20 protein-coding genes are annotated in these 17,998 nt (G+C 37.8%); 9 read left to right on the top strand and 11 right to left on the bottom strand.

The window, feature by feature from the left end:
• Nucleotides 1-4: 4 nt before the first annotated feature.
• Together MHH81_RS01105 and MHH81_RS01100 are read right to left on the bottom strand one after the other, a co-directional pair.
• Nucleotides 5-607 carry a DedA family protein gene (locus MHH81_RS01105; RefSeq protein WP_340916962.1) on the bottom strand — a complete coding sequence of 201 codons (603 nt, stop codon included), beginning with the start codon at nucleotides 605-607 and terminating at the stop codon, nucleotides 5-7.
• Complete coding sequence (locus MHH81_RS01100; RefSeq protein WP_340916960.1) at nucleotides 607-1,695, bottom strand: metallophosphoesterase; 1,089 nt, start codon at nucleotides 1,693-1,695, stop codon at nucleotides 607-609. The genes MHH81_RS01105 and MHH81_RS01100 overlap by 1 nt, the downstream gene beginning before the upstream one ends.
• A 162-nt stretch (nucleotides 1,696-1,857) precedes the next feature.
• Here MHH81_RS01100 and MHH81_RS01095 point away from each other — a divergent pair, with 162 nt between their 5' ends.
• From MHH81_RS01095 to MHH81_RS01070, 6 genes are all read left to right on the top strand, one after another.
• Complete coding sequence (locus MHH81_RS01095) at nucleotides 1,858-2,211, top strand: lmo0954 family membrane protein (protein WP_340916958.1); 354 nt, start codon at nucleotides 1,858-1,860, stop codon at nucleotides 2,209-2,211.
• A gap of 13 nt (nucleotides 2,212-2,224) precedes the next feature.
• Nucleotides 2,225-2,860, top strand: coding sequence for a PspA/IM30 family protein (locus MHH81_RS01090; protein ID WP_340916956.1), 636 nt, complete (start codon nucleotides 2,225-2,227; stop codon nucleotides 2,858-2,860).
• A 77-nt stretch (nucleotides 2,861-2,937) separates the two neighbouring features.
• Nucleotides 2,938-3,639: a cell wall-active antibiotics response protein LiaF gene (liaF, locus tag MHH81_RS01085; RefSeq protein ID WP_340916952.1), complete on the top strand. Its 702-nt coding sequence runs from the start codon at nucleotides 2,938-2,940 to the stop codon at nucleotides 3,637-3,639.
• Nucleotides 3,636-4,748, top strand: coding sequence for a sensor histidine kinase (locus tag MHH81_RS01080; RefSeq protein WP_340916950.1), 1,113 nt, complete (start codon nucleotides 3,636-3,638; stop codon nucleotides 4,746-4,748). The genes liaF and MHH81_RS01080 overlap by 4 nt, the downstream gene beginning before the upstream one ends.
• A 51-nt stretch (nucleotides 4,749-4,799) precedes the next feature.
• Nucleotides 4,800-5,441, top strand: a complete 642-nt coding sequence (locus MHH81_RS01075; RefSeq protein WP_340916948.1) for a response regulator transcription factor — start codon at nucleotides 4,800-4,802, stop codon at nucleotides 5,439-5,441.
• A 59-nt stretch (nucleotides 5,442-5,500) separates the two neighbouring features.
• Nucleotides 5,501-5,755: a hypothetical protein gene (locus MHH81_RS01070; RefSeq protein ID WP_340916946.1), complete on the top strand. Its 255-nt coding sequence runs from the start codon at nucleotides 5,501-5,503 to the stop codon at nucleotides 5,753-5,755.
• 202 nt (nucleotides 5,756-5,957) lie between these two features.
• Here MHH81_RS01070 and MHH81_RS01065 read toward each other — a convergent pair whose 3' ends face one another.
• The 5 genes from MHH81_RS01065 to MHH81_RS01045 form a co-directional block, all read right to left on the bottom strand.
• Nucleotides 5,958-6,470, bottom strand: a complete 513-nt coding sequence (locus MHH81_RS01065; protein WP_340916944.1) for an AAA family ATPase — start codon at nucleotides 6,468-6,470, stop codon at nucleotides 5,958-5,960.
• 3 nt (nucleotides 6,471-6,473) lie between these two features.
• Nucleotides 6,474-6,938: a DinB family protein gene (locus tag MHH81_RS01060; protein WP_340916941.1), complete on the bottom strand. Its 465-nt coding sequence runs from the start codon at nucleotides 6,936-6,938 to the stop codon at nucleotides 6,474-6,476.
• Nucleotides 6,939-7,014: 76 nt separating this feature from the next.
• On the bottom strand, nucleotides 7,015-9,192 hold the full coding sequence (locus MHH81_RS01055) for an MFS domain-containing histidine kinase (protein WP_340916939.1): 2,178 nt from the start codon (nucleotides 9,190-9,192) through the stop codon (nucleotides 7,015-7,017).
• Nucleotides 9,189-9,356, bottom strand: coding sequence for a hypothetical protein (locus MHH81_RS01050; RefSeq protein WP_340916936.1), 168 nt, complete (start codon nucleotides 9,354-9,356; stop codon nucleotides 9,189-9,191). Before MHH81_RS01050 ends, MHH81_RS01055 begins: the two co-directional genes overlap by 4 nt.
• Entirely contained in the window at nucleotides 9,334-10,026 is a 693-nt protein-coding gene (locus MHH81_RS01045; RefSeq protein WP_340916933.1) for a response regulator transcription factor, read from the bottom strand. Before MHH81_RS01045 ends, MHH81_RS01050 begins: the two co-directional genes overlap by 23 nt.
• Nucleotides 10,027-10,428: 402 nt before the next feature.
• On the opposite strand from MHH81_RS01045, the gene MHH81_RS01040 reads away from it, so the two are divergent.
• Nucleotides 10,429-11,088 carry a GTP pyrophosphokinase gene (locus tag MHH81_RS01040; protein ID WP_340916928.1) on the top strand — a complete coding sequence of 220 codons (660 nt, stop codon included), beginning with the start codon at nucleotides 10,429-10,431 and terminating at the stop codon, nucleotides 11,086-11,088.
• A 167-nt stretch (nucleotides 11,089-11,255) separates the two neighbouring features.
• On the opposite strand, the gene MHH81_RS01035 is transcribed toward MHH81_RS01040, so the two are convergent.
• Nucleotides 11,256-11,453: a hypothetical protein gene (locus MHH81_RS01035; RefSeq protein ID WP_340916926.1), complete on the bottom strand. Its 198-nt coding sequence runs from the start codon at nucleotides 11,451-11,453 to the stop codon at nucleotides 11,256-11,258.
• A gap of 902 nt (nucleotides 11,454-12,355) precedes the next feature.
• Entirely contained in the window at nucleotides 12,356-12,916 is a 561-nt protein-coding gene (locus tag MHH81_RS01030; protein WP_340916923.1) for a hypothetical protein, read from the bottom strand.
• Nucleotides 12,917-13,024: 108 nt separating this feature from the next.
• On the opposite strand from MHH81_RS01030, the gene MHH81_RS01025 reads away from it, so the two are divergent.
• Nucleotides 13,025-13,714 carry a BsuPI-related putative proteinase inhibitor gene (locus MHH81_RS01025; RefSeq protein WP_340916920.1) on the top strand — a complete coding sequence of 230 codons (690 nt, stop codon included), beginning with the start codon at nucleotides 13,025-13,027 and terminating at the stop codon, nucleotides 13,712-13,714.
• A gap of 404 nt (nucleotides 13,715-14,118) precedes the next feature.
• On the opposite strand, the gene aceB is transcribed toward MHH81_RS01025, so the two are convergent.
• The gene (aceB, locus tag MHH81_RS01020) at nucleotides 14,119-15,717 is read right to left on the bottom strand and encodes a malate synthase A (RefSeq protein ID WP_340916918.1); all 1,599 of its coding nucleotides are present in this window, start codon (nucleotides 15,715-15,717) and stop codon (nucleotides 14,119-14,121) included.
• A gap of 30 nt (nucleotides 15,718-15,747) precedes the next feature.
• Nucleotides 15,748-17,031: an isocitrate lyase gene (aceA, locus tag MHH81_RS01015; protein ID WP_340916915.1), complete on the bottom strand. Its 1,284-nt coding sequence runs from the start codon at nucleotides 17,029-17,031 to the stop codon at nucleotides 15,748-15,750.
• A gap of 205 nt (nucleotides 17,032-17,236) precedes the next feature.
• On the opposite strand from aceA, the gene MHH81_RS01010 reads away from it, so the two are divergent.
• Entirely contained in the window at nucleotides 17,237-17,893 is a 657-nt protein-coding gene (locus MHH81_RS01010; RefSeq protein WP_340916914.1) for a LytR/AlgR family response regulator transcription factor, read from the top strand.
• Nucleotides 17,894-17,998: the final 105 nt, after the last annotated feature.

Below are 17,998 nucleotides of genomic sequence, written 5' to 3'. Positions count from 1 at the left end.
CTCCTTAGTCACGTTTTTTAAAATACCAAACAAGAAATGCAACACCAACTATTGCTAAAATAATATACACTATGTTGGAGTAGATATCCATATACCCTACGATTTCATTCCAGTTATCACCGACAGCTGCTCCAACGGAAACTAACACTGTATTCCAAATTAATGTTCCTAACGTTGTAAACCATAGGAATAACCAGAATTTCATATTCGACATCCCTGCAGGAATCGATATTAAACTTCTTACTAGTGGCACTAGTCTTCCGAAAAATACAGCCCAAACACCGTACTTGTCAAACCACGCATCCGCTTTATGAATATCTTTAATCGACAATCGTAAAAACTTGCCGTACTTTTTCACAATTTTCTCCAAACGTTCTACATCCAAAAGTGTGCCTATCCAATATAAAATAGCTGCTCCAACAACAGACCCTGACGTAGAAGCAATGATAATACCTAGCTTTGTCATCGTTGTTGTTGTCGTCATAAATCCTCCAAGGGTTAAGATCACCTCTGAAGGAATTGGCGGGAAAATATTTTCTGCCAATATTAATAAAAATACACCAAGATAACCAAACTGATTCATCCAGTCTGTAATCCATGCTTCCATTATGCTTTCACATCCTCTAACTTAATATTTACCACCCACAACTCTGATTGGCTGCCTAATCGAATAGGTGGACCCCAAAACCCAAATCCTGATGATACAATCGCGTGCAAACTTCCCTTTTGTTTATATCCATAATCAAGTTCAAATATTTTTCGTGTGAAAATATGATTCGGCCACATTTGACCTCGATGAGTATGACCAGAAACGTGAAAATCTACTCCTTCTTTTTCAGGAATTAGTAAATTCGAAGGCGTATGATCCATGACAAACCATGGTAAATTGCGCTTTTCTGGCGCTAATCCCGAAAGTTGCTTTCTTTTTTTATTCGTCAAATCTTCACGACCTGTCAAATACAACGAATCTGCCAGTAAAATGGTTTCATCTAACAACATATGTACATTGGATGCTTCCATTTCTTCTACTAATAGAGGAATCTTTTTACCATAGTATTCATGATTTCCAAGGACCCCATATACACCATACGTGGAATCTAGTTGTTTCATCACTTCGGACATGCCGTTTTTCACAAACCAGATTGGATCATCATCTACCAAATCACCGACTAACAATATCAAATCTGGATGTTCTTCATTTGCTTTTTTTACAAAACGTTTTAAATGCGCCTTATTGGATAATAAACCAAGATGGAAATCAGAAGCAACTACTACTTTTAGTTTATCCAGCTTTGCATCCTTTTTCGTCATCTTTATGGATAGATCTCGAACAACTGGTGTAAAGGCGTTGTAAGTTCCAATCATCAAAATAAACAAAAATACAGCCAAGATCATCCAGCCAATCCATCTTAACTGACTTGGGAAAATCCACGTCACTATGGTCCCTATCGGAAAAAGAATAATTCCATACTGCATAATAATCATCCAGTAGGATCCTATTATATTAAATAATCGGAGCCGGTGGTCAATTCTCGCAATTAATATTGCATATCCAATTAAACCCCATACAACACCGAAGAACCATTTATTCACAGGTATGAATGTTTCTAACCATGCATGGACACTCCACCCAAAATAAAACACAATAGCCGAGTATACAAGGATTACTAATAAAATGGCTCCGAATCTTTTCATTTTAAGTCTCCATTTTTTGTATTTTTTATTTAGTATAACAGATTTTTAATGGGCTAATCCCTTCTACGTCTCTGGACCTAGAGAAATATCATGTTTAAGCCCGTTTGGATATGTTAACGGAATTGATAAGCTATATATACAAACGAGAGGAGGAACAAACATATGAAAAAATTTGGTTTAGTTTTACTTGGGTTTATCGCTGGGATTGTGGCACTAGTTAACTTAGGTCCACTTTTAGGGCTCGCGGTATCGGCGTTGATCGTCTTTGCAGGGGTGCATTTTTACTTAAAAAGTGAATCTACCTTTTTAAAAATCTTTTGGGCGAGTGTTGGAATCATTGGATTACTTTCCGCTGTTGCCAACATACCAGGATTCGTTGGAATATTAGCCATCGTAGGTGTGTATTACGTTGTGAAGACATGGAAAAAAGAAGATGTTAGCTTTTCATCATCCATTGTGAAATCGGATGACCCATTTGTAAACTTTGAAAAACAATGGAACGAGCTTTATAAATAAGGAGGAAACGGATATGTCATTATTAAAAAGATTAAAATACTCAATAGAAGCAGACTTGCACAAGCTTTTTGATAAAAAAGAAGAAAAAAATCCAATCACGATGCTCAATCAATACATTCGCGAAGCAGAAAAACAAACAGAGCAAACAGGTAAATGGTTAGAACGCCAAGGGAAATTAAAACAAGAACTTGAAAAAGAGCTAGCCGAAACATTACAAATGGTTGAAAAACGTCAGCATCAAGTAGAACTTGCAACCGCTAGCGGTGAAGAAGATTTAATCCTTTTTGCACAAGCAGAAGTGAATGCGTATAACGAACGAGCAAGTGTTTTACAAAATAGCATTCACCAAACGATGGAGGAGCTTTTCGGCTTAGAACGTAAATACGAAGAAATGAAGCATAAAGTAAAAGATATGAAAGTACGTCAATTACAATTGATGGGAAAAGAAAATGTAACACGTGCACATCATCAAATGGACAAAATACTGCAACCTGAGCAAAAGCAAAAAAACTTTGGTACATTTCAAGAGATGGAACAATACATCGATCGCCTTGGACAAAAAATTGAAAAAGAGCATGAAGTAACTTCTATGGAACAAAGATTAGAAATGTTAGAAAAAAACGAACAACCGAAGTCTGAAATTGTGTAAACTAATAAGTATAGTCGGGAGAAGGTACTCGCCTTCTCTTTCAATATTCTTAATGCGAAGAAGGAGGATTACTTCATATGAAAGAAAACCAAACAAACAAGTTAGCCTTCATTCTTATTTGCTTTGTTTTCCTTATGTTTATAGAAGCAACCGTTTTTGGTAATGGCAATATAGTATTAGTTCTTCTTGGCATCGGGATGATGTACTTTAGTTTGCGCAAACAAAGACGTTTTTTATTTTGGACTGGTTTTATTTTGCTCCTTATCGCTATTTTTTCTATGTGGAGCTTACGTCTATTTTTAATAGCAATTATGCTGTACGCCCTTCATAAGCTTTGGAAAAATGAGCCTATCTCTCAGGTGATTAGACCATTTGGGGCTGTTTATGAAGAAACACCAAATAGTATTATTCAAAATAAGTTATTTTCTGCACAAACGACTCCGTTTCAAGCGTATGAATGGCAAGATATTCACGTACAAAGCTTTTATGGCGAGTTTGTAATTGATGTGACAGAAACCGTTTTGCCAAAAGGTACATCGCTTATTTCTATCCGTCAGTCCCTTGGAAAAGTAGTCATTTATGTCCCATATGAAATTCCTGTCAGACTCCATTATGCAACAATTTTAGGAGAAGCGAATATTTTAGGTCGAGGAATTCAACGTTTATGGAATCAATCTGTCTTATTAAAGGATGGCTATTTAGAGGATGTAAACTATGCTTCAGAGCTAGTAATTTCCGTTTCTACATGGATTGGAGATATCGAGGTGATTCGTAAATGAAGATATTCCTAGGGCAAGGTTTCTCGATTTTTATTATTTTATTAACACTTGCAACCTTACTGTTGTACGCCATTTGGGGATGGCCAAACGAGGAAGCATGGTGGTTATTACTTGAAATGAAATATGCACAAATTCCTTTTGGTGCATGGGTCATTATTGTATTGGCATTTATAAGTTTTAGCTTTTCCTCAAATACACTACAGAAGGTTCGCGATCAGGAAAAGAAAATTGAAAAAAGTTTAAGACCTTTGCTAGATGCAGAAACATTCGTACCAAACAAAAAAAAATATACGTATTCGAAGCGAATGCATGTCACTGCCAATCAATTAGAGCAACTCATTTTGACCCAACGAAAAACATTGCAACGAATTACGAACGAAAAAGCGGAAGCTCAAGATAAAATTATACAAGAAAGAATTGTCCAAGAGCGTCAACGATTAGCAAGAGAGCTTCATGATTCCGTTTCACAACAATTATTTGCAGCATCTATGCTCCTTTCCACGATGGTTGAAATCGAAGTAGCCCAAAACGGAGAAGCTCCGAAAACCTTAATGCAAACAGAAAAAATTGTTCAGCAGGCACAGCTTGAAATGCGCGCATTGCTCCTCCACCTACGACCAGCAGCCCTGCACGATAAGACACTAAAAGAAGGTCTAGAAGAATTACTAGTAGAACTACAAGAAAAGGTCTTTTTCACAATCCGTTACCGATTAGAGGAAGTTTCTCTGTCGAAGGGCGCCGAGGATCATTTATTCCGCATCGCACAGGAAACGTTGTCGAATACGTTGCGTCATTCTAAAGCTACAGAGGTGGATTTATTATTTGTAGAACGTGATGGCTTAGCCATCTTCCGTGTGCAAGATAATGGCGTTGGATTTGAAATGGGCGAAGGAAAAAATGGCTCCTATGGCATTCAAAGTGTACGGGAAAGAGCAGTTGAAATTGGTGCTATCTGTAAAGTAGTATCTGTCCCTTCGCAAGGAACAATCGTCGAAGTGAAGCTGCCGATCGAGAAAGAGCTTGTTCAGCCACTTAGCGTTGAAAAGCAATCACTATCCGTAGTGCAGAAAGCAATTACCGAGGAGGAAGCTACTGAGTCACCAAAGTGACCTCGAGCAGCTATCGCTTAGGATAGTAGTAGAAGAAAGGGGATGCAGGGAATGATACGTATTTTATTAGCAGATGACCATGAAATGGTACGCATTGGCGTGTCTGCTTATTTACAAGCACAACCTGATATGGAAGTAGTTGCGGAGGCGGTGAATGGACGGGAAGCCGTGAGCCTTGCACTCGAACTTAAGCCAGATATTATTTTAATGGATATGGTTATGCCGATTATGAATGGTGCGGAGGCAACACGTGAAATCGTTCAAAAGTGGCCCGAAGCCAAAGTGATGGTTGTGACGAGCTTTATTGACGATGATAAGGTATATCCTGCATTAGAAGCAGGAGCAATAAGTTATTTATTGAAAACATCCAAAGCCTCTCATATTGCGGAATCCATTCGTAAAACATTAAATGGAGATGCAGTTTTAGAGCCTGAAGTGACGAATAAAATGATGAAGCGCATGCGTCAAGGATCTAATCACTCTCTGCACGAAGACTTAACGGAGCGAGAGCTAGAAGTGTTACTTCTTATGGCAGAAGGCAAAACAAATCAGGATATAGCGAACACTCTTTTCATCGCACTGAAAACAGCTAAAACACATGTCAGCAACATATTATCCAAACTGGAAGTGAGCGACCGCACACAAGCTGTTATTTATGCATTCGAGCATCAATTGGTTCCGCCCAAAAAATAACCTATATGAGCAGTTCATCATATGCTAATGGAAAGACGGAGTAAAGGATGTTTGTGTTCATGATACCGGAAGATCCAAATAACGAGCTGCAACCTAACTTGAGCGACACCATCGGATTCATTGGCTCTGTCATTGTTACATTTGGATACATTATTGGCACGCTCGGTGAAGGTATTGCATTATCTGAAGCGGCTCGTGCAGAGCAGAAAGACAAACAAGCAGGATTAGAACAGCAACAACAAATGAAGCAGATACAAAGTAAGCTGGATTATCTCGTACACGAAATGGAAACATTGAAAAAGAAGAAGAGATGACCTATTCACTAGGAAATCTCTTTTTTTATGAGGCATGAAGTAACCTAAATCAGAATGTTTTAGGTTAACCTCTTTTATTCCAGTTCCAGCCATTCTTCTAAAAACTCACTATATTCCCCTTGATAATACTCATTAAAGAAGAACTTTCTTCAATGTACCTCCCCCATAGAGTAGATTTAAAAAAGGATAATCCCGTTAAGGATTATCCTTTTCTCATATCATGTAACCATTCTTCAGTTTCTTCGGCGCTAATAAAATGATGCACTTTATGGGGGTATTTCTTGAACTTCTTTAGAAACTCCGGCTTCATTTGCTCTTCAAAATATTTATTCCATTTGAACATTCGGCAAAAAATAGTGAATGTTGGTCGATAGTTAGCTTTTTCTATTCTCAAGAGCTGCCGAATATACCGTATGATTATCCGCTGTAATCGCTTCCTAATAGGAATGTCTAAAAAAATAATGTGATCTGCTTCTTTCAACCCAGCGTCTGTCCAATCCATATGCACACCTTCTATGACCCAATTATCTAATGCGATAGCATTTTGTAACAATTGATCGCGCACTTCCACTTCATTACGAATATCGGCACCTACTGGATTTCTGGTCCATACGAAGTTATCAGTTTCAAAGTGGGGTACCTCCAGTTTACTTGCTATTTTTCGAGCAAGCGTTGTTTTGCCACTTCCCACCGATCCGACAATATAAATCTTCATTATTTATTCCGCTGTAGCACGATTTAATGCATGAATGATTCCAGCATGAATGCCTTCGTGCCAAATTATGAATTGCACAATAGCCTCTACTGTTTCCATTTGATGAAATTTACCGATTGCCATTGGTTCTGTTAAGCTATTTTGCAAATTATCTTTGAGTACCGCTTTAATTCGTTCAGGTTGCTCCTCTAATGCACGTACCAATTCATCCATTGTTGGGGGTTCTACTTCCCAGTTACCTGGGCTTGTACCAGGAACAAATAGAGGAAACCACTCTGGATGCATGGGCTCATATGACGGAATTGCACGTTTCGTAAGTGTTTCCATTGTCGCAAATAGATGCCCCGTGTTCCATCGAATCGTATTGTTAAATCCACTTGGCTTTATGTCGTAAGCAGCTTCTTTACTTTGTTTCACTTTCCCCAACGTGTAAATTCGTGCAAAGTTTAATTGACTTAGTGTTTCCATTATTCCAAAACCCCTTTTTTCATTAAATTATAGCATGCAATAAAACTTCGGAAAGTCTCTTCCGAAGTTTTTAATGTTAAATCACTGTTATTTTCACAGTTACTTTAAATAAATCACCGTCTACTTCCATCTTCAAGCTGCCTCCGTGTAAATCGACAATGGATTGGGCAATGGCAAGGCCTAGACCTGAACCGTCTGTATGACGCGATGTGTCTGCTCGTTTAAATCGCTCCGTTAATTCATTGACATTATTGCCTAATTCATACTTCGCAATATTTTTAATAACGAAAACGGCTTCTCCGTCGACCTGATCCAAATTGATATACACTCGTGTATTTGGAAGTGCATACTTCAATGTGTTGATAATTAAGTTATCTAGTACTCGCCACCATTTTTGTCCGTCTACATAGGACATTATTGGTTTTGTACCGATGACTACGCGGTATTCTAACCCCGATTTATCAATGTCTTCTTGGTGCTCGGCTATTGCTTGCTGCAATAACTGCGTTAAATCCACTTTTCGCTTATCTAACTCTATATTGCCTGAAGCCATTTTCGATACTTCAAACAAATCTTCTATTAACGTTTTCAAACGCATCGATTTTTTATCCAAAATGGCAATATAGGATGCTCGCTCTTCATCTGTTATGCTTGGATTTTTCAATAAGTCTGTATACGTAATAATAGAAGTTAATGGTGTCCGTAAATCATGACTTACATTGGTGATTAGCTCTGTTTTGAGTCGCTCACTTTTTGCTTGTTCGGAATGAGATGATTTTATTCGGTTCCGAAGCTCATTTAAGCTAATCGCATACCCTGCAATTGCAGATTTACCTTTTACTTCAATTTCATTTCCAATAACACCTTTCGCCATTTCTTCCGTCTTTACGAAAATACGGTTCAAGTAAGCCATTCTGGATAATAAAACCACAAGTACCGGGATTCCTATTAATAAAGTCGCTGGTATCCAAACAATTAATGCCACCGGTAGCATGAATACAAGCAACGTTCCAGCTCCCCAGAAAAACACTACGATTAACATGATTAACGTTTGTAACCCGATAGATTGTTTCAAGAAAAATCCTTCTAAAGATTTTCTCCATCTATAAACAAGACTCTCCTCCCAATCAACCTTACCAAGCCCAGCACGCATCCACTTCCATTGATACAGCGTGAACGCTGTAAAAATAACCGCTAAAATAAATGTAATTATTTGCATGTCATAGTCTCTATATAATACGAACCCTACTAAACTTCTCGTGGTAGTAATAGCCAACAAAATACTTAAGAGGAAAAATGCTAATTTTACATCAATCGGCAACTCTCGATACTTTTCTTCCCTACCTTCATGTCGAAACGTATCACTTTTTCTTCTCCACAATAAAGTAAATGCAACCGCTGCTAATACTCCAACTACGAGTATTCCATAAAACTTGCGTTGGTTAGCTAAAAAGGATTTATATTCATTAGCTCTTTGCCCGCTTAAAATACTAGATTCCGAAATAGCAATTGTTCCTTCAAAACGTGCAAATGGGTTTCCCATTATGTCAGTGACTAGCCAGCTGCTATCATTGACTTGTTGATAGACCGTGCGTTCTTTTAAGTAACCATACTTACTAGAATATTCTTTTATAAATGCGTTTTTCGAACTTATTTCTCCGTTTGTAAACTCTTCACCAGTTTCAACGTTTTTTAAGTTATATACAAAGTCTTCTTTTTGACTTAATAGATCATTTTTTGCATGTTCAATCGCTTTGTAATAAGCATCGACTTGTGCTTCTTTTTCCGCTCGAATCTTTTTTTCTACATAGCTATCATCTGTGAAGTTTTTCGTGATATCCGCTAACTTTTTATCACGCTCTGCAAGTAAAGTCTCGTTCGGTGTTTGGACTGTTGTGGTTTCTTCTTGTACTGCGTCTGAGGCTGCTTCTTTCGTTACTTCCCCTGTCTCACTTTCGTATTGATATCTTATCGAATCTAACTGGCTTTGCAGGTCCCCGTACCGATAGCGATATTCTTCTATTTCCTCTGACGTTACCGTGATCTTTTTCTTCACTTCTACTTTATCTGGAACCGCTAAAACTACTGGAACGATAGACGTTTCAAATTCGGATAGCTGCCACCCAAAATCATCACTTTCGAAATAGTTCGTACCGATAAACTTTCTTCCTTGTTCTGTTAGAGTAAATAGTGAACTTATAGTGAGTACCAACAACGCGCTAAGTAAAATATTTCTTCCTATTGCATGCTTCATCCTGCAACGCCTCCTTTCATATTTCGAATAATTTGAACAAAACTTTCTTTAATTTCTATTATTGGCATCCAGTTAGCTAGACAGTAGGTTAGACAAATGATGCCGCACGCAATTGCTAAAATAGACAATAGTAAATTCCATTTACTTGTCGATTTTATAGCCAACACCCCACACCACCTTCACATATCTCGGGTTCTTCGGATCTGTTTCTATTTTTTCGCGTATTTTACGAATATGAACTGCCACAATATTTTCAGCGTTATATGCGGGTTCATTCCAAACACGCTCATAAATTTCATTGATAGAAAAAACGCGCCCTGCATTGATCATAAGCAGCTCCGTGATTTTAAATTCAATTGGCGTCAGTTTAACCGATTCTCCATCTACACTAAGTTCCTTTGCTTCTTGGTTCAACGTAAGACCGTCAACCTCAATCACCGCTTGTTGCCCCTGATAAGTACCAAGTTTTGTGTATCGTCGCAGCTGTGATTTTACTCGTGCTACTAGCTCCATTGGATGGAATGGCTTTGTCACATAGTCATCTGCTCCAACAGATAGACCATGTATTTTATCCGAATCCTCTGCTTTTGCACTCAGCATGATGATAGGAATATTTTTTTGTTCTCTTATTTTAAAAGTCGCTGAAATCCCGTCCATTTTCGGCATCATAATGTCCAACACTATCACGTGCACTTCATTTTCTTCTATTAACTGTAGCGCTTCTAGACCGTCCGCTGCTTTCAAAACGTTATAACCTTCATTTTTCAAATAAATTTCAATTCCATCTCGAATATCCTGGTCATCATCCGTCACTAATACTGTAAACTGTGTCAATTGCTTACCTCCTAGGCCCGCACGATGCGGGTCATGCATCCGTTGCCACAGAATGTGGTGTACTTAGGATGACTTCCTCATCGTTTCTTATGTTTCTTATTGTACCGTTCATTTCTTAACATTCCAGCAGGATAATTATGAAGAAATTCTTAAGAATCCAGTTTATTTACTAATATTCGATTTCCTATTGTTTAAAGCTTTTTGAAAGGTTCAACAGATTTAATATGTTTATTTTATTTCAATAAGTGAAAAAGGGGTTCTTCCATTTAGCTTGGTTCTGCAACACGATTACATTTCCATTACATCCCCTAGCTAGTCATTCTCATATATCTTTCCGATTCAAATCACCTGTGATATGATGACAGAATAATAAAGTGTGATTTTAATCAAGGGGTGTTTAAAATGTATCAGGAGACACATAAGATCGATTTAGTGCAAAAGGTTTTTAAAAACTGGAAAGGCTTTTTCATCCCATATGAGATGGCATTATATGAGTTGAAGAGTGATTTCAATATTATTGATCTTGAATGGAAATCGAAACACGGATACTCTCCCATTGAGCATATGAAAACACGCATGAAAACTATTATGTCATTGGTTGAGAAGATTGAAAATAAAGAATTACCGCTGACTCAAGAATCTATTAAACAAGAAATACGAGATATTGCTGGAGTACGAATTGTCACTAGCTTTATTGATGATGTATATTTGCTGAAGGATCATATCGAGCAGCGTGAAGATATTCGCGTGATTAGAGTAAAAGACTATATTAAAGAACCTAAAAAGAGTGGCTACAAAAGCCTTCATCTTGTTGTGGAAACGCAAGTCATCTTATCTAATGAAGTAATATGGGTTCCCGCGGAAATCCAAATCCGAACATCCGCTATGGATTTTTGGGCATCAACAGAACATAAACTCAACTATAAATATCAAGGTGAATCAATACCGGAAGAAGCTCAGAAACAATTAATTGAGCTATCCAATGCTTCCTCGTTACTGGACAAAGAAATGTCTAAATTAAGACTTCAACTACTATCTGGTGAAACAGATTCAAATGGATAAATAATGAAAACAGAGACAATCTACTTGTTAGGTTTTCTCTGTTTTTTGTTATTTCTATAATAGTTCTTAAGAATTTAGTTTTTGTACATGATAATAATTAAATAATAGACAATTTCTTTTGGTTTTAATTTTTTCTTTTCAATTAAAATAAAAACACCCCGTAAAAGTTAGATTTTGTGTCTAACTTTTACGGGGTGGTTCATAATAGTAGTGGTTTCTTCATCTATTTTACTATCTACTTTTACCAACTTGTCTGCTTTGTTTTTCGGCGTGTGAAGTAACATATCTAATGCGCCAATGACTTTCTCTCGAGGATATTCTTTCAACATGTCTTCAATAAATTTGTCGATTCTTTCTTGTTCCATGGCAGCCACCCTCTAGTTTAATGTTGCATTGTCACATCTTTTGAAAAATTTATCCTGCAGTTTATCATTTCAACAGTTTGAGTTCGCTTATATAGCTTCTCAAGTGGTATGCACACTAGTTCTTCTTATTATACGAACATCTGTTTCTTTTTGCAACTAAAATCCACTTACCTTGAAATGTAAAATTAAAGAGTGAGGATAAAGCCAAAAGTAAATGCTAAAAAAGTTTCCTGTTGTATGGTCATTAATAATATCGGTAAAGATTGAAGAAGTGTTAAGCAACTCATTAACGGCCAAGTGCAAACTTAGCGTTTAATTTGATAGTGTAATTTAATTTCTTCTTCCATCTATCGTATCCATATTGTTATTCTGTTGAATAGATTGAATCACCTCATTTCTAATAAGCGAACAATCTATTTAGCCGTGAGAGCAACCAAATCAATAAAGGGGCTGTCCCTAAAGTCATACATTGACTGAGAGGATGGTCCCTTTTCCAATGTATTGATTTCCATTCCAGACGGGCGCTTTCCGCGGGGTGAGCGATAAGCCAACACAACCGCTACGCGTCGTTTGTGATGTATTATCTGTCTCACTCATCCCGCTGGAGTCGCCACTTGCCGCTTCAATCAACAAAGTGATAAATGTTTGCATTTTAATAACAAAGTACTTTTTATCAAATTAACTTATTTATCTTTCATTTTCAGAGCCAAAATAAAATAAGCGTTCGTTAAGTGAAAATTCCACTCTTACGAACACCTTACTATTTCTTTTGAAAATATCATTTCATAAACATATCGCATTTTTTTCTACTTCCGTATAATCATTTGCAAAATCAATCTTCAGATATAGTTCCAAGGAATTTTGAGGTATAAATTTAGGTCCTCTTCATACTACACTCCATATTAATCTTTTTTATATGAGTATTTATTAAATAAATAATATTGAACAAAGAATCCTTCTTTAATCGCATCATATTGCTCTGGATTAACACCAAAACCAAATTGTTCTGCCGGCCCGGTACCCCATTGTCCATGTGGTATTTCGTTATGATTAACATCAAATAAAAGAACATCATTCATACCACTGGTCGATGAAAATCCATCTGGACTGATGATATAATTAACGAGTAAATCTCCACTTTGACGGTCTAATTTATACTCGCTTCCGAAGGAAAAATAAATATCGTTCTCTCTATTCCACACTTCCATGAGCACCACGTTTGTTTGGTCGTCCTTAAATACCACTTGATCAATTGTTTGGGGTTCTTCTGAAGTGAATGATATCCATTCCGGCTTAATAAAAAATTCGGTTGGTACACTTTCTTTTTGAAGTTTAATTATATAACCTTCTTGATTTATAATTCTCTCTTTCACAGCATCCTCACTAAAATTTTCGTTATAGATAAAAACTCCGGCCATTATAAAAAGCAATAAAAAGAATAGAATAGAATGAATTTTCTTCATTTATTACCACTCCTTTTTTACTAACTATACCAATCTACTATTTATTTTTCATTATATTTGTAACTTTCTGAATAGCTATCAGTCTAATTACTTAAAGGAGTGAACAAGATGAAAAAAATAGTATGGGCTGTATTCTCTGTCTTAATGCTTTTAATCATTACTAGCTGCGGAACTAGTAATTCTAATACTACAACTGGGGGCCAAGAACCTGATAAAGGTATTTTAACTAAAATTGATTTAAACGATGATGGAGATGCGATCTTCATTATCAAAAATGAAGGAAAGGATGAAGCTAGTTTAACGTTTACGAGTGGGCAACAAATAGAATTTCAGCTGTTAAATGAGGCGAAGGAAGTCATCTACACATATTCTGCCAATAAGTTATTTATGCAAGAGACGCAAGAGAAGAAATTACAACCTGGAGAAGAATGGGCTATTCCACTATACCTTCAGGCAGAACTTGCAGGAGTGCCAGCAGGAACTTACACGTTAATGGTTTGGTCGACAGCGGAAGGGCTAAATGATCTTAAAATAGAGATCACCTATGATTGGGCTGGAATTGCAACGTCTGAATCAACTGGAAAACTCGTCGTCGAAATACAGAAAGTAACTTATATCGGCCAACAGGACCTCCATTCAATTGAGGTGAAAAATCTAGAAGGCACTACCGAAGCAATGCGCCTATCTGAAGTTGCAATCCCTTTCTTTGATGGGCTAGAAGAAGGAACAAAACTTATCGTTGAGTATGTAGTAGAGAATGAACAAAAAGTCATTCAATTTGCCAGCCTAGCAGAATAAAACGAGCAAGGGGAATATAAAAGTTCCCTTTGCTCGTTTGCTTTTGTTAAAAAGTAGATGTTAAGATAACCGGTTTGAACTCATCTTTTACTTCTTGATATCCATTGTTTATATCGTAATTTTCTTCACGTTCTAGGTTGAATTTCTCCATAATTGGTAGATCGTTTGTTTGGAAAAGTAAACTGTCAGTAGTTGCAACATGCTCATGCAACGACCAGTTGGTACAACATCTGGTTTTTTCTTTTTTAAGTCATTCTTCGTTCATGCCGATGCAACGTTCGCACTCGTAAAGGGATGATTCTACGTGCTCATTAATAACACATCCGCACTCGCGACAATGTTTGGTGTTTACTTCTTGAGTAGTTGTTTTCATGCAAATCACCTCCTATAAGGGTTCGTTTTTTTTAGTTAATTTTTTCGTAACCAGGCAACGTCAGAAACTCGATAAATTCATCTTTGCTTATTAAGGAAAGAAATAGGTCAGCAGCTTCCATGTAGCGTCCTTTTGAATAGGCTTCATTGCCAAACGTTGCTTTTATCTTTCCTAATTCTTCTGTCAAAATCTGTTCGGCTAGTGAAATGGTGATATTACGACCGTCTTCTAGTTTTCCTTCTGGGTGACGAATCCATTGCCATACTTGAGTACGGGAAATTTCAGCTGTTGCGGCATCTTCCATCAAGTTATTGATCGGCGCTGCGCCATTTCCACGTAACCAAGAGGCTATATATTGAACCCCTACGCTGCAATTTAGACGAAGTCCATCTTCTGTAATTGTCCCCTTAGGTACTTCGAGTAAATCTGCTGCTTTTACTTGAACATCTTCCCTTTTCCGATGGATTTGGTTCGGTGTTGGCATATGTTCTTCAAATTGCTCCAAAGCGACAGTCACTAAACCTGGATGCGCTACCCATGTTCCATCGTGCCCATCCGTTGCTTCTCTACGTTTATCTTCTCTCACTTTGGCAAAAGCTGCTTCATTCGCTGCTTCGTCGCCTTTGATGGGAATTTGTGCAGCCATTCCACCGATTGCAGATGCATTCCGACGGTGGCAAGTTTGAATACAAAGTTGTGAATACGCTCTCATAAATGGTGACGTCATCGTTACCTGACCGCGATCTGGCAAAATCACTTGTGATTGATTACGAAGTCGTTTAATGTAACTGAAAATGTAATCCCAACGTCCGCAGTTTAAACCTGCCGAATGATCACGGAGTTCATATAAAATCTCATCCATTTCGAATGCCGCCATGATTGTTTCTATTAACACAGTTGCTTTGATCGTACCGTTTGGAACACCTAGTTGCTGCTCCGCATAGAGGAAAATATCATTCCACAGCCTTGCCTCTAAATGGCTCTCTAGCTTTGGCAAATAAAAGTAAGGACCTGTTCCGCGAGCAATCGCTTCTTTCGCATTGTGGAAGAAATAGAGTCCAAAGTCGAAGAAACTACCAGATATCGCTTCTCCGTGAATTCGTGCATTTTTCTCCAAAAGATGTAATCCTCTTGGGCGAACAATTAACACTGCGGTTTCTTCCTTCAAGCTATATACTTTCCCTGTTTCAGGTTGTGTGTAAGAAATCGTTTTTCGAGCAGCATCTCGCATATTGACTTGGCCCTTGATCATATTCTCCCAAGTTGGAGAAGTTGCATCTTCAAAACAGGCCATAAACGTTTTTGCACCAGAATTTAAAGCATTGATAACCATTTTACGATCCACTGGACCTGTAATTTCTACTCGGCGATCTTGTAAATCCTCGGGAAGTGGAGCAATTGTCCAGTCCCCATCTCGAATTGCTTTTGTTTCTGGTAAAAAATCTAGCGTTCCCCCGTTATCTAGCTTTTCTTGGCGAACCTGACGCGCTACCAACAATTCTTTTCTTCTATGATCAAATAGGTGATGTAAAGAAGCCACGAATTCTAATGCTTCGGGCGTTAAAATTTCACGACTACCTTTTACATCCTTCCCTACGATTTCAATCATTTTAGCAGTAGTTTGTTCCATAAAGATTCAGCCTCCTTTCTACTATAATTATCAAGCAAATTGTGCAACTTCTGTTGAGCCTTTCATTGCTGTTGTAGAGGAAGTTCCTCCAGATACAATTTGTGAAATTTCATCAAAATAGCCTGTTCCTACTTCACGTTGATGTTTCGTCGCAGTGTAACCATTTGCTTCATTTGCAAATTCTGCTTGTTGAAGCTTCGAGTAAGCAGCCATACCATTCGTTTTATAGTCATGTGCTAATTCGAACATGCTGTGGTTTAATGCGTGGAAACCTGCCAGTGTTACGAATTGGAATTTGTAACCCATTTTTCCTAACTCCACTTGGTATTTTGCAATTGTTTCATCATCTAAATTCGCTTTCCAATTAAAGGATGGTGAACAGTTGTATGCAAGCATTTTATCTGGAAACTGTGCACGGATAGCGTCAGCAAATTGTTTTGCTTCTTCTAAACTTGGGTGAGACGTTTCACACCAGATAAGATCTGCGTAAGGTGCATATGCTAAACCTCGTGCAATTGCTTGTTCAATGCCTGGTTTCGTTTTGAAAAATCCTTCCGGAGTTCTTTCTCCAGTTATGAATGCAGCATCACGTGAATCGATATCACTTGTCACCATATCTGCTGCATCTGCATCTGTACGAGCGATTAGTACAGTTGGTACGCCAGAAACATCTGCCGCAAGACGAGCTGCCACTAGATTGCGAATGGCATTTTGTGTTGGAAGAAGTACTTTCCCACCAAGGTGACCACATTTCTTTTCAGATGCAAGTTGGTCTTCTAAGTGAACCCCCGCTGCTCCCGCTTCAATCATGCCCTTCATTAGTTCAAAAACATTTAAAGGTCCACCGAATCCTGCTTCTGCATCTGCAATAATTGGTGCAAACCAGTCAAAATTGTCTTCTCTACCTTCCGCTTGATCAATTTGATCTGCACGTTGTAATGCTTGGTTAATACGCTTTACTACAGCTGGTACACTGTTTGCCGGGTAAAGGCTTTGATCGGGATACATTTGACCCGAGAGGTTTGCGTCTGCTGCAACTTGCCAACCACTTAAGTAGATTGCTTGAAGCCCTGCTTTTACCTGTTGTACAGCTTGATTTCCAGTTAAAGCTCCAAGTGCATGAATGAAATCTTCTTTATGAAGGGAACTCCATAAACGCTCTGCTCCTTTGCGAGCTAGCGTATGTTCAATTTGTAGTGAACCACGGAGTCTGATTACTTCTTCCGGTGAATATGGACGTTCTATCCCTTTCCAACGACTTTCTTCATTCCATTGATTTTGTAACTCTTCTACTTGTTGTTGTCTTGTTGACATGTGCAACACGCCTCTCGATTAATTTTATTTGGAAAAATGTAAAATATTACTTTTTCACTGTATCATAACAGTGTTTTTTCTTGTAATCTAATATATAACAGAATGACTTTTTCTGTATGTTTTTTTGGATAAAACACCTTTTTTTAAGGATGAAAAAGTAATAGAACGGATGAAAACGGAATATTTTGATTTTGGAGGTGTATTAGTGGAAATTACGAGGGAGCAATTAAAACGGTATAGTAATTTATTAGAAGAGTGGATTCCCAAAGAGGCATCCATTGCAATAGCAGCAAGAGATCAATACATTTACTACGCTGCTGGAGAACATGATTTACAGTTAAAAGAAGGTCAAAAGGTACAGCCTGGAAGTATTGCAGACTTGGTGTTACAAAATGGCATTCGAGCAGAGGCTGTATTAGATGATGCACTGTTTCATATCCCCTATTACGGGGTGGGTTATCCAATTGATATTAGTGGAGAGAACGCGGCATTAGTAATCATACTTCCCCCTCCACATGCCATATCTCCCCCTCCACCTTATCGTTTTTTGACAGGTAAACAGGATGAAGATTGGCGCCCCATACCCGTTGATAAAATTGCTTACATGGAAAGCTTGCAGAAAAAAACATGGTTCTATACGGAGAAAGAACCTTATAAAACAAACATTCCTTTAAAGGATTTACAACAACGATTACCCGACAACTTTTTACGAATACATCGCTCTTATATCGTTAATGTTTCATTTATCGATCGTATCATTCGAGATTTTACATCCAATTTTTTAGTCCTTCTTCATGATGGCACGGAGCTTCCTGTAAGTCAGTCTTATATAGCCGAAGTTCGCAATACTTTAGGATTTTAATAGCTTCTATAAGTTCGCCATTAACAAAAAAAATCACCCATTTGGAGTAAAAGGTTCGGTTAATGGAGAGAAAACATTAAATAACACCTAATCGGGGAGACAAAG

This window comes from Psychrobacillus sp. FSL H8-0484 (assembly GCF_038005325.1).
GTDB lineage: Bacteria > Bacillota > Bacilli > Bacillales_A > Planococcaceae > Psychrobacillus.
This window is presented reverse-complemented; position numbering and strand designations above follow the sequence as displayed.